11 protein-coding genes are annotated in these 13,015 nt (G+C 43.5%); 3 read left to right on the top strand and 8 right to left on the bottom strand.

Features of this window, described 5'->3' with window-relative positions:
- Positions 1 to 36: 36 nt before the first annotated feature.
- Complete coding sequence (locus ABIC84_RS10320; protein ID WP_426584733.1) at positions 37 to 855, top strand: cytidylyltransferase domain-containing protein; 819 nt, start codon at positions 37 to 39, stop codon at positions 853 to 855.
- A gap of 345 nt (positions 856 to 1,200) precedes the next feature.
- Positions 1,201 to 2,283: an Ldh family oxidoreductase gene (locus ABIC84_RS10315; RefSeq protein WP_429263525.1), complete on the top strand. Its 1,083-nt coding sequence runs from the start codon at positions 1,201 to 1,203 to the stop codon at positions 2,281 to 2,283.
- 182 nt (positions 2,284 to 2,465) lie between these two features.
- Here ABIC84_RS10315 and lepB (ABIC84_RS10310) read toward each other — a convergent pair whose 3' ends face one another.
- The 7 genes from lepB (ABIC84_RS10310) to ABIC84_RS10280 form a co-directional block, all read right to left on the bottom strand.
- The gene (lepB, locus tag ABIC84_RS10310) at positions 2,466 to 3,944 is read right to left on the bottom strand and encodes a signal peptidase I (RefSeq protein ID WP_429263524.1); all 1,479 of its coding nucleotides are present in this window, start codon (positions 3,942 to 3,944) and stop codon (positions 2,466 to 2,468) included.
- 22 nt (positions 3,945 to 3,966) lie between these two features.
- On the bottom strand, positions 3,967 to 5,106 hold the full coding sequence (lepB, locus tag ABIC84_RS10305; RefSeq protein WP_429263523.1) for a signal peptidase I: 1,140 nt from the start codon (positions 5,104 to 5,106) through the stop codon (positions 3,967 to 3,969).
- A 227-nt stretch (positions 5,107 to 5,333) separates the two neighbouring features.
- Entirely contained in the window at positions 5,334 to 6,788 is a 1,455-nt protein-coding gene (gene lepB, locus ABIC84_RS10300; protein ID WP_429263522.1) for a signal peptidase I, read from the bottom strand.
- Positions 6,789 to 6,804: 16 nt separating this feature from the next.
- Positions 6,805 to 7,554, bottom strand: coding sequence for a 4-hydroxy-tetrahydrodipicolinate reductase (gene dapB, locus ABIC84_RS10295; RefSeq protein ID WP_091165245.1), 750 nt, complete (start codon positions 7,552 to 7,554; stop codon positions 6,805 to 6,807).
- Positions 7,555 to 7,577: 23 nt separating this feature from the next.
- Positions 7,578 to 8,255, bottom strand: a complete 678-nt coding sequence (locus tag ABIC84_RS10290; RefSeq protein ID WP_176627890.1) for a DUF5683 domain-containing protein — start codon at positions 8,253 to 8,255, stop codon at positions 7,578 to 7,580.
- A 15-nt stretch (positions 8,256 to 8,270) separates the two neighbouring features.
- The gene (locus tag ABIC84_RS10285) at positions 8,271 to 9,182 is read right to left on the bottom strand and encodes a ParB/RepB/Spo0J family partition protein (RefSeq protein WP_429263521.1); all 912 of its coding nucleotides are present in this window, start codon (positions 9,180 to 9,182) and stop codon (positions 8,271 to 8,273) included.
- Positions 9,183 to 9,185: 3 nt separating this feature from the next.
- Positions 9,186 to 9,989 carry a ParA family protein gene (locus ABIC84_RS10280; RefSeq protein ID WP_090529444.1) on the bottom strand — a complete coding sequence of 268 codons (804 nt, stop codon included), beginning with the start codon at positions 9,987 to 9,989 and terminating at the stop codon, positions 9,186 to 9,188.
- A 298-nt stretch (positions 9,990 to 10,287) separates the two neighbouring features.
- Here ABIC84_RS10280 and ABIC84_RS10275 point away from each other — a divergent pair, with 298 nt between their 5' ends.
- Positions 10,288 to 10,809, top strand: coding sequence for an NADPH-dependent FMN reductase (locus ABIC84_RS10275; protein WP_090529446.1), 522 nt, complete (start codon positions 10,288 to 10,290; stop codon positions 10,807 to 10,809).
- Positions 10,810 to 10,907: 98 nt separating this feature from the next.
- Here the strand turns inward: ABIC84_RS10275 and ABIC84_RS10270 are convergent, their stop codons facing one another.
- Complete coding sequence (locus tag ABIC84_RS10270) at positions 10,908 to 12,806, bottom strand: gliding motility-associated C-terminal domain-containing protein (RefSeq protein ID WP_429263520.1); 1,899 nt, start codon at positions 12,804 to 12,806, stop codon at positions 10,908 to 10,910.
- Between the last annotated feature and the right edge of the window lie 209 nt (positions 12,807 to 13,015).

Raw genomic sequence — 13,015 nt, 5'->3', positions numbered from 1 at the left:
ACCTTGTCATTATACATTTAACCTGTTAATGTTTTTTTGATAAACCTCAAATTTCCGGAAAAGATGGATGAGCGTGTAGTGATCATTGTGCCGGCCCGCATGGCATCAAGTCGTTTATATGGCAAAGTAATGCTGCCTATATTGGGTAAAAGTTTGTTAGCGCGCATGGTTGAACGGTTGGATATGATCCAGCACCAGGCCAGCATTGTCATTGCCACCTCGGAAGGTATTGAAGACGATGTTATAGCAAGAGAGGCCGAAAACCTTAACGTTCCCTGCTATCGCGGCAGCCTTGGCAATTTGTTAGACAGGCACTACCAGGCGGCCAAATTTTTCAATGCCGATGTAGTGGTAAAAATCCCTTCCGACTGCCCGCTGATCGATCCGCGGATCATTGATAACGTGCTTGAATATTTTTTCAGCAACAGGCAAAAGTTTGATTATGTAAGCAACCTGTACCCGGCCACCTATCCCGATGGCAACGATGTAGAGGTAATGACCATGGCCTGCCTCAAACAAGCCTGGGAAAATGCCGGCCGCCCTCATGATCTGGAGCATACCTCGCCCTACATCTATGAAAATCCGCTTATTTTTAACATCGGCAACGTAACCTGGGAAACCGGCCTGGATTATTCCATGTCGCACCGTTTTGCACTCGACCACCCCGAAGATTTTTATTTTATCGAGCGCGTATTTAAAGAGCTGTACCCGGTTTGCAACCGTTTTTCATGCCAGGATATCCTTAACCTGCTGAAACTAAAACCCGAAATCTACGAAATAAACGCCCGCTATAACAGTACCAACTGGTACAACAAACACCTGAGCGAAGTAAAGCCCGAGTTTGCGATGGCTTGAGGGTAGAGATTAGAGGTTGGTGATTGGAGATTAGCAGAAGTCCGTCTTATCTCTCTCTTTTGGCGCAAGTGTTGTGTGGCTGCCTGTGGGATATGGCTCACTTGTGCCTAACTCAAAAGGTTTTTTTACTAATTTATGGCATTACCTTCGGCCCGGGCTATCCGCTCATACTACACAGGGCCTTAACCACTTGGCCGGTATCCGCTTCTATCCCTAACGCAAATTTAACATCAGATATTACCATTAGGAAACCGATATCAGGCAAACCTCAAATCAAGTATATCAAGGTACCTTATCAGCGAAATCAACGTAATCATTTTAAAAATCAACGGTTATCTTTGCCGTATGCTGATATCGCCATCCACTCTACGCGCATTTACCGAAAATATATTCAAAGCTATTGGCTGCAGCCATGAACATGCGGTTTTAGCAGCCGACGTGTTGCTTAAATCAGATCTCCGTGGTATCGACTCGCATGGCGTAGCCCGCCTGAGCGGTTATGTACGCCTGTGGGAGAAGAAACGCATTAATCCTACGCCCAACATCCGGATAGTGCATGAAACGCCAACAACAGCCACGGTAGATGGCGATGCAGGCCTTGGTTTAGTAGTAGCTCCGTTTGCCATGGAGGTAGCCATTAAAAAAGCTGAGCTATACGGATCGGGTTGGGTATCGGTACGTAACTCCAACCATTTTGGTATTGCTGGTTATCATGCGTTAATGGCTGTGGAGAAAAATATGATCGGCTTTGCCATGACCAATGCCAGTCCACTGGTTGCTCCTACCTTTTCTAATGAACGGCTTTTAGGTACCAACCCAATGTGTTATGCTTTTCCGGCAGGAAAATATCCCCCGGTAATTGTTGATATGGCAACTTCAGCAGCAGCCAATGGAAAACTGGAAATAGCTCAGCGCTTAGGCAAGCAGGTTCCCGAAGGCTGGATCCAGGATAAAGAAGGCAACTATACTACCGATCCGCATGCGCTAAAGACCGGCGGTTCCCTCCTGCCTCTCGGCAGCGACCGGGACCATGGCAGTCATAAAGGTTTCGGGCTGAGCGCTACGGTTGATATATTATGCGCGGTACTATCAGGTGCCAATTACGGTCCTTGGGTACCGCCGTTCGTGGCCTTTCTTGATCCGCCGAATGATCCCGTTGGCGCGGGTATAGGGCATTTTTTAGGTGCTATGCGCGTGGATGGCTTCCGTCCTGTTGATGAGTTTAAAGATCATTTAGATAACTGGGTGGAGCGGTTTAAATCTTCAAGCACAGTTGATCCATCACAAAAGGTCATTATCCCTGGTGAGCCGGAACTTGAAGCAGAAGCGCGCAGGATGGCAAACGGCATTCCTTTGGTTGATGCGGTTGTAGAAGATTTGAATAAACTGGCGGAGAGGTTCAATATTAGCCCGCTGCCGCGGGTTTAGCGCAGCGTAACCCGTGGTCAGCATAATGTAAGCTTCCAGCTTACGGAAATTCAGCTGAAAACTGAAACTATGGTAAACCACAAGTTGAAAGCCCGCGGCAGTGATTTTATTAAAGTGAAAAGCCTGTTTTGCTCCTCAAAACAGGCTTTTCACTTTAATTCCCCCTTCAGGGGGTTAGGGGGCTAATGGATCAGATTAAACAGCCTGCTCCAGCGGATCTTGTGGATGAACGATGCATTGTCGTCAACACTCATCCAAATGAACAGTGCTTTACCCACAATATGATCTTCAGGAACAAAGCCCCAGAAACGTGAATCTTCTGAGTTATGACGGTTATCGCCCATCATAAAATAGTAGTTGAGTTTAAAGGTATAGCTATTAGCTTTTTTGCCATTGATCAGGATGTCTTTACCGCTCACTTCAACCTTGTTGCCTTCATATACGGCTATCGCACGACCGTAGATTGGGAAGGTTAAACTATCCAGCTTTACTGTCCAGCCCTTTTTAGGTACAATGACAGGCCCGAAGTTGTCTACATTCCATTTATAGTCGGGAGTGTTAGCTCCTATTTTGTAGTTGGAGAAAATGGCAGGATAAACCGGGTTCATCGGATCGGACGCCCCCGGCGGAGTTAACCGCGGAGTAACTGACCTGATGTTTGAATATCCCCTCAGTGCCTTTGCCGATTCCTCGGTAGTATTGGTAATAAACTCAGTGTTATTTACCGATGAAATATCCGACAAATGCAAATCTGTTGCTATCTGCGGGTTAAGCTCATTCCCATCTGTTTTAACATCATAAGTAATCTCGCCTTTTGGTGGGGTAACAGCAGCTTTCCCATTTATAAATACCTGGGCCTTAACTACGCTCAGCGTATCGCCCGGGGTACCCTGACAGCGTTTGATATAGTTTTCGCGTTTATCAACCGGTCTGAAATAAGGCGAGTCGGCATCCATAGGATAATTGAACACTACCACATCACCTTTTTTAATATCACTTAAACCCGGCAGGCGGTAGTATGGTAATTCCAAACCGTCCCAATAGGCTTTGGTATTGATAAGCGGCATGGTATGGTGTGCGAAAGGAAATGCAACTGGCGTCATGGGTAAACGTGCTCCATAGTTCACTTTGCTTACAAACAGGTAATCGCCAATAAGCAACGAGCTTTCCATGGAAGCACTGGGGATCACATAAGCCTCGATAAATAGCGTACGGATGAGTGTAGCAGCAATTACCGCAAAAATGATGGCATCAGCCCACTCACGTGCCTGGGTTTTCTTTAGGGCAATCTTATACTTAGTCCTGAACTCGGGGCTGGCCGATTGGCCCAAATATTTGGTATCCTTATCACCGCCCCATTTAGGGAAATATATAAACGGAAGGATCACACCCTGCACATGTTCAACAAAAGTGAACTTTCCGTACGATTTTAAAAAATCAACAATCAAGCCCAGCGCTATCAAAAAGTTTAAGCCTGGTATTAGCAGCATAATAAACCACCACGCCGGCCTACCGGTTAACTTAATCATGATGAAAAAGTTGTAGAGTGGCACAATGCCTTCCCAGCCTGGCCGCCCTGCCTTTTCAAACAGTTTCCATAAACCTGCAAATGGCAGTACTATAAAAAGAACAAATACTATTATTAATCCTATTCCGTCCACTTTGGTGTTTTTATATTTTCAATTAATGTATGCCTCTGAACAACCGGTTCCACCTTATTTTATCAAAGAAGCTGGCTGTACTGTCAATACTCATCCAGGTAAATAAAGCTTTGCCTACTACGTGATCTTCCGGAACAAAACCCCAAAAGCGCGAGTCTTCCGAATTATGACGATTATCCCCCATCATAAAATAGTAGTTAAGCTTAAAGGTATAAGTATCGGCTTTTTTTCCGTTAATCATGATATCCTTACCCACAACATTTACTTTATTATTTTCATAAATCTCAATAGCACGGCCGTAAACCGGGAAAGTCAGGCTATCCAGTTTAACTGTCCACCCTTTTTTTGGGATAATGATTGGGCCATAATTATCTACATTCCATTTAAAGTCAGGAAAATTAGGTGTGATCTTATAACGCGGGTACTTGGCAGGGTAAACCGGATTCAGCGGGTCACTGGTACCCTTAAGCGTTACCGCAGGCACAATTGATTTTACATTTGAATAAGTTTTCAAAGTAGCTGCCGATTCTTTCCCCATCATCATTTCATAACGGTTGCCGGTATTGCCCCTGATATCTATCTTAAGTTCGTTCAAAATAGCCGGGTTAAATTCCTGCCCATTGGTTTCAACAAAATAACCTTCCTTTCCTCTTTCGGGGTTTGGCGCTGCCTTACCATTAATATACACCTGTGCATTAACAACACTTAAGGTGTCTCCGGGGGTACCCTGGCAGCGTTTGATAATGTTTTCGCGTTTATCCACCGGCCTGAAATAAGGGGAATCGGCCTCTATCGGCGCGTTAAAAACCACGATGTCCTGCTTTTTTATATCACTTAAACCCGGCAAGCGATAATAAGGCAATTTTACCCCTCCCCAATAGGCCTGAGTCCCCCAGGGAGTAGTATGGTGCATAAACGGAAACGAAACAGGCGTTATAGGCATCCTTGCGCCATAGTTAACCTTGCTTACAAACAGGTAGTCGCCAATTAAAAGTGAGTTTTCCATCGAGCCGCTGGGGATAACGTAGGCCTCGATAAACAGCGTACGGATGAGGGTAGCTGCTATTACTGCAAATATGATAGCATCGCCCCATTCACGAAGCGCGCTTTTTTTCTTTTTTACTTTAGTTGAGTCTTTCTTCTTCCAGAATTTCCAGTTCATATGGTGTATCGAATGTGCAAATTACAGATGTGCAAATGTGCAGATTTTTAATGTTTATATTTATGTATAAGATATATGTTACACGTTATATGTTACGCTCTCTCATATTAATTATAGATTCCTATTATTAGGGCACAAATTGATAATTATTTAATCTCTGCACATCCGGCATCTGCATATCTTCCAATTCATCTGCACATCTAAAATCTGCACATCTGCATATCTCTCTAATTAATCCTCCTAAATACCCTGTCCCATCTTATTTTACAAAATGAAGGCGAATTGGCATCCCAGCTCATCCATACCAATACGGCTTTACCTACAATATGGTCTTCGGGCACAAAGCCCCAAAAACGCGAATCTTCGGAGTTGTGGCGGTTATCGCCCATCATCCAATAATAATCCATTTTAAAGGTATAACTATCGGCCTTGATGCCATTTATCGATATCTCATTGCCTTTAACCTGCACCCTGTTATTTTCATACACCTCAATGGCCCGGCGATAAAAAGGCATGGTCATGCTATCCAGCTTTACCGTCCAGCCTCTTCGCGGAATAATAATTGGCCCCAGGTTATCCTCGTTCCACCTAAAGCGCGGATCATGCGGAAAAACCTCATGATCATACACCCCTCTTAACTTAACATCAGGCTTCACCGCCTCGATATAGGGATATGTTTTTAGCTTCTCGGCTGATTCTGCAGTCATATTCGCTGTAAAATCAACCGAGGTAAACTGTTGAATATCCGACAGATGAAGGTTGTATCGCGTATGCGGGCCAAACCCGCCTCCCGAGCCATTTGTACGTACCCGGTATTCCATTTCTCCGTTGAGTGGGGTGGCTATCAAACGGTTATTTACGTATACCTGACCGTACTCCAGCTTTATGGTATCGCCGGGCGCACCCTGGCACCGTTTGATATAATTTTCCTGCTTATCAACAGGGCGGTAAAACGGTGAATCGGCATCCATTGGATAGTTAAACACTACTGCATCACCCTTTTTCACTTCGCTGAAACCCGGCAGCCGATAGTAGGGCAGCTTAATACCATCCCAATAGGCTTTAGTACCGGAGAGCGGCATAGTATGATGTGCAAAGGGAAATGCTATGGGGGTCATGGGCAGGCGGGCACCATAATTGATCTTGCTCACAAATAAAAAATCGCCTACCATTAGTGAGCTCTCCATAGATGACGAAGGGATGGTAAAAGCCTCGAGGAAAAGCCCGCGAATAACTGTTGCCGCTATTATAGCGAAAAGGATGGCTTCCGTCCATTCCCTTAGGGGGGATTTATCAAGGTCACGGTATTTTTCCCTGAAATCGTCACTTGCCGACGGGCCAACATACCGGGTGTTTTTATCAAAACCCCATTTGGGGATAAAAATAAATGGCAACAGCACCGACATGGTGATTTGCCCTATGCCCACCTTTCCAAACGATTTAATAAAATCAACGAGGATGCCGATGCTTATAATAAAGTTTACGCCCGGTATTAAAAGCAACAAAAGGAGCCACAACGGCCGTTGGCTCAACTTAAGCATAATGTAAAGATGGTAAACCGGGATCAGTGCTTCCCACCCCCGGCGACCGGCTTTTTCAAAAAGTTTCCAGTATCCGGCCAGTATTAAAATCAATAGCGGGCCTGTAATGATATAAAACCCTATATAGCCCGCTATTGCCATTTATATTAAAAAGCTATTAGCTGTTAAAATCAAACATGGCTTCAACAGAGTAAAAACCCTTTTTATCGTGCAGCCACTCGGCAGCCAGTACAGCTCCCAAAGCAAACCCATTGCGGTTATGGGCGGTATGCTTAAATTCGATGCTATCCACTTCCGAATCATAAATAACAGTGTGTGTGCCCGGTACACTGTCAATCCTTAATGATTCTATAAGCAATTGGTTAGGAGCAACATTCGCATCGTCATCGCTGTCGTCGGTAGTTAACACATTAATCCACTCATTTTTGGTATCGGTGTTGTTAATGATGCCTTCGGCGATGGTTATTGCCGTACCGCTTGGCGAATCCATTTTTTGGGTATGGTGGATCTCTTCAACCTGTACTTCGTAATAAGGGTACTTGTTCATGACTTTAGCCAACAGCTTATTCACGTAAAAAAACACGTTAACGCCAACGCTAAAGTTTGAAGCCCACAATAATGATTTATTCCCCTCAATACATTGCTGTTTTACTTCCGGTAATTTCTCGTACCAGCCTGTAGTACCAATAACAACAGGCACATTGGCATTAAAGCAATGCTCGATATTTGATAATACGGATGCCGGGGTAGTAAATTCAATTACCACATCTGCTTTTTGCAGGTTTTCGGTTGTAAGGTCATGAAGGGTTTCATGATCAATGGTAAGTACAATTTCATGCTTGCGGCTAAGGGCTATCTTTTCGATGATTTTGCCCATTTTTCCGTAGCCAAGTAACGCTATCTTCATTTCAGGTATAGTGGTTTTCCTTATTAAAACGTAAAGGTAACTTTTATACCCGGAATATAAGCATTATTAGCGCCCTGCGCATAAACCGGCTGATTAATTATACCCGGAGCTACTTTGAACGACAAATTATTATCCACCGTGTATGAGTGGATGAACTTGGCATCGATATAAGCATCAATAGCCTGGATACCCCATACAGCTAAAAAGCCCAGTATGCTCAAATCACGGTTACGCCTTGAATTTTCACGGGCATCGCTCAGGTTGGCATCGGGCACATCTTTATAAAGGTTATATTCTGTATAATAAGGGTCGCCGGGATTAGGAGGAGTACCCTGGCGGTATCTTGATAATGTTAAATATTCCTTGTAATAATGCTGGTTATATATAATGGCCGAGGTTAGCAAACCTAAACCTCCGTAAATTAACGGCACTTTCCACCATCTGTGGTTGTACACCTGTCCCCAGCCCGGTATCATCAAAGAATGTATTACCGCTTTATGCGGAATATGGGTACTATCGGGATGATAGATCTTTTCTTTGGCGGGATCAATTTTTGGGGCAAATGAGCCCGACGGGGTTTTAACAGGATGCTTTACTTTCAGCGTATCACTTTTTTTACTCCCCGTACTATCAACTACCTGAGCCTGTGCAGCAGAAATAAAAAAAGCGGATACAACTAAAAAAAACAGGAATTTATACATTTTTTAAATTAACAATTACCAATCAAGCATTTCAAGGATGCGGCCAAGGTCATCTTCCGAAAGGAAAGGGATCTCGATAACACCGCTTCCGCGGCTGCCAACTTTTAGCTTTACCCTTGTACTAAATTTTGAAGCCAGGTCATCCTGGATCTTTTGCAACTGATATGATACCGGCTCGGGCTGTTTGCCTTCCTTTTTTACCGGCGACTTTTGCATCTCTCTTACCAGTTCTTCAACCTTACGAACGGATAAACCTTCCTTTATAATATGCTGATGTATAAATAATTGTTTGGCAGGATCGGTTAGCGTTAAAATAGCTTTGGCATGCCCCATTGAAAGCTCGCCATCACGAATAGAAGCCTGGATAACCGGCGGCAACCTTAACAGGCGAAGGTAGTTGGTTACTGTTGAGCGGTTTTTGCTCACCCTGTCGCCCAGTTCTTCCTGCTTCAGGTTACATTCCTCAATCATGCGCTGAAAACTCAGGGCAACCTCAATAGCATTCAGGTTTTCGCGCTGAATGTTTTCAATAAGTGCCATTTCCAGCATTTGCTGATCATTGGCGGTGCGTACATAAGCCGGGATCTGGGTTAGGCCGGCCAGCTTTGACGCCCGAAAACGACGCTCGCCTGATATCAGCTGATATTTATGTGCCCCAATTTTCCTAAGCGTTATCGGCTGAATTAAACCCTGCAGTTTGATCGACTCTGAAAGCTCGGCCAGTGCCTGCTCATCAAAATCGGCACGTGGCTGAAACGGGTTAACCTCAATTTCGGCCAGTTTTATTTCATTAACCGAGCCAAGGTCATTTACCTCGGCCGGGCTTGCTGTTTCCCTGTTTCTGTTTTGGTATGGTTGTACGTTAGGCGTGTCGTTTAATAGCGCACTCAGTCCCTTGCCCAGGGCATTTCTCTTTTCACCACTCATTTACTATACTGTTGCTGTAGCTGTTGCCTGTTCACCCTTAACCAACCCGTTTTTTTCCAGAATTTCGCGGGCAAGGTTTAAATAATTTATTGCACCCTTACAGGTAGCATCATGCATAATTACCGATACGCCAAAGCTCGGGGCCTCGCTTAAACGGGTATTACGCTGTATAATGGTATCAAAAACCATATCTTCAAAATGGGTCCTAACTTCGTCAACCACCTGGTTGCTCAGGCGTAAACGCACATCGTACATGGTTAACAGGATCCCTTCAATCTCCAGTTGCGGGTTAAGGCGCGATTGAACTATTTTAATGGTATTTAACAATTTGCCCAAACCTTCCAATGCGAAATACTCGCACTGTACCGGTACAATTACCGAATCGGCAGCGGTTAAAGCGTTAATGGTGATCAAACCTAATGACGGCGAACAATCGATAATAATAAAATCATATTCATCCCTCACTTTTTCAAATACCTGTTTCATTTTAAACTCGCGGCCGGTTAAATTGATCATTTCAATTTCAGCACCTACCAGGTCAATATGTGCGGGTAATAAATCAAGATTAGGAGTTTCAGTTTTCTGAATGGCCTCATGAGGATCAACCTCATTGATGATACATTCATAGATACTGTTTTTTATATTGCGAGGATCGAAACCAATACCCGAAGTTGAATTAGCCTGCGGGTCGGCGTCAACCAACAAGGTTTTATAATCTAATACAGCTAAACTTGCAGCCAGATTTATAGATGATGTAGTTTTCCCTACGCCGCCTTTCTGGTTGGCTAAAGCAATAATTTTACTCATTCTATAGTTTAAAAAAATTTATAGTTCTGTGATTTATAACAACGTTAAATAGAAACAGAAATTTCTACTTTCGTAAAGTTTTTATCCGGTGATAAAGATACGGAATTAAATAATGTAGAATTCCACAGCTTTTGCCTATTTACAAACAATATTGATCAATTAGTTAACTATCAATGCGGCAACTAATAAATATTATTACTTAATCATATTTATTACTAAAGTATTCATTAACAAAATATTACAAATTATTCAACAACGATATTACTAATTTGATCAGTCAGAAATTTACTAATAATAAATGATAACCATAATATCGTCAACCAACAGGCCAGGAAGCTCAACGCTCAAACTTGCTAACGTTTACCAGCAAAAACTGCAGGAAAAGGGTGTTGAAGCAGGCATCTTATCACTTGCTCAACTGCCTCCAAATGTTATTGAAACCGACCTCTACAACAAACGCAGCGCCGCATTTGAGCCTATCCAGCAAATAGTTACCAATACGGATAAATTCATATTCCTTATCCCCGAATATAACGGCAGCTTCCCGGGTGTACTTAAAGTTTTCATTGATGCCTGTAGTTTCCCCGAAAGCTTTTATGATAAAAAAGCGGCGTTGGTAGGCCTGTCATCGGGCAAGTACGGCAATATCCGCGGTGTTGATCATTTTACCGGCGTTTGTCACTACCTGCACCTGAACATTATGGCGCTTAAACTGCACATAGCCGCCATTCACAAAGAATTTGATGAAGAAGGGCACCTGTTTAAGCCCGATACCATAAAGTTTGTAAACGAGCAGATAGAAAAGATCATTAAGTTTTGATTTTGGTTTTGGTTTGAGGTTACCCGTTGGATTGATTTCAGGCACAAATCAATTTATTTGCTTTAGGCTTTGCGCACTCTGCTTTTAGCTTTATATAATCAGCGCACTATAAGCACCCAGCCCGATAATAGCGGCGCCCCACTTTTAAGATCAATCACATAGTAGTAAGTCCCGGGTGGTAAAGCATATCCTTTATAAGCGCCGCTCCACGGTTTATTATAACCTGTAGAGGCATATACTTTTTGCCCGTTTCGGTTAAAAACATTCAGTGAACATTGCGGATAGGTTGATAAAGCCTCAATATCCCAGTTATCATTTAAACCATCTCCATTGGGCGAAAACGTTGATGGAATAACGATCTTTTTATAAACCCGCACAAAAACTGAGGCATTAACATATCCGCAACCAATACCTGATGAGGCTTTCAGGGTATAAGTAACATCATCGGTAGGGCTGGCAACAGGATTCAGTTTGGTAGGATCGTCGAGTCCATCCGCGGGGCTCCATAAGTACATATCTGCATATTTTGCCCCGGCATCCAGTACTACCGATTGCCCTTCAAAAATCTTTTTCTGCGGACTTATACTTGCTTCGGGAGTGGGCATAACTGTTACAGTTACTGTTTGGGTTGCAGTACAATCCCCATTGCTTGTTACTGTTACTGTATAAGTGGTTGTTTCGGTTGGCATGGCAGTAGGGTTTGCCGCAGTTGGATCAGACAATCCTGTAACCGGCGACCAGCTATAGCTTTTGGCATTGGGCGTAGTTTCATTGAGAATGATTAGGTCGCCCTTACAAATTGGAGCTGGGGTGAGAACAGGTATAACGGGTTTTAAGTTAACAATTACTGTAACTTTATCTGATAAAGTAGGACAATCACCAGCCGAGAACACAGTAACCTGATAATCGCCATTAGCAGCAACAGTGGCATTGTCAATTACCAGAGGATTTTGAGCTTTATTATTATCGGTAACGCCTGGCCCGGTCCATTCATACCTGATTGCCCCCGGCGTTGCCGTAAGCATAAGCGCATCCCCCTCGCACACCGGCGCAGCGGTTATAACAGGTTTGTCCAGGTAATCGTTAACCGTTACAGTCCGCACATCCGAATAAACACGGCAAGTTGACGAATTAATATTATCCCCCTCGGCAGCAGCCATCCTATACTGATAAATGCCCACCGGTTTATCTGAACCAAATTGAAATGAATAGCTGAGATTGGTCGCTCCGGGTATATTTGTCCACGTAACACCGCCGTCTGTGCTGTTTTGCCATTGAACCTTAGGATTGCTATACCCGTTATCCAGATCGGCGATAAGGTTATAATTTTGAACCTGGCCTTTACAGGTATTTTTTGGCTGGGTGTCGTCAACCGTTGTAAATCCTATCTTAATGGTGGGCCCGCAAGCCCTAAATTCAATATCATCAAGCAATAAGTCATTTCCATAGCCCCCCGGACCATTATTTCTAATTTCCAATACAATTTTTGTAACACCTGCACCTGTTGAAAATGGCACACTATATTTAACCCATTCCGGATTTGCGGTAGGTTGTATGGTGTTTGTATCATACTCCGCTAAAACTGTTCCGTCGGTTTTTTTTATGGTAAACAATAAATCGGGCTGCACGGTATTTGCATTACTTGATGAAAGCTTGAACAAATTAAGTACATATGCCGAGAATTCATAGGTTGTATTTTCGCAAAGGTTAAGATCTTTTGTTTCGGTAAAGAAAATGCTTGGCGCGTATGACGCGTTTACGAGCATCATGTATCCGCCGGCGTTGCCTGTATGGTCATGATTTACCGTATGCCAGGTATCATGACAGCCGGTTTGGCTGCTTACAATGGAATATTGACCGTCGTTGGCGCAGTCTGGAACGTAGGTCATGCTCGTAATGTCCGACGATAAAGGGCCTCCAATAGTATTAACTCCCGATCCGAAATCAAGTTTTACTACCGGGTCGCCATAACTGCCATTACAAACAGCCGTTTTCACTTTAACTTTTGGAAAAGTAAAAGCAAACAAGATCAACAGAAATAATTTAATGAAATTAAAAGGCATTAACCGGTTGAAGAATATAAACATCGAACCATCAAAAATATATTTTTTTGGTTACCCCAGCGTATAAAAGCAATTAAACCACCAATATATTACTCACTGCAAAACAACCACTTATCGTGAACAGTCGTTATCTCCCAAAAGTT

Origin of the sequence: Mucilaginibacter sp. 3215 (genome assembly GCF_050433785.1) — a bacterium.
Classification (GTDB): Bacteria; Bacteroidota; Bacteroidia; order Sphingobacteriales; family Sphingobacteriaceae; genus Mucilaginibacter.
Note: the sequence above shows the minus strand (reverse complement) of the source record. Positions and strands in the feature narration are given on the sequence as shown.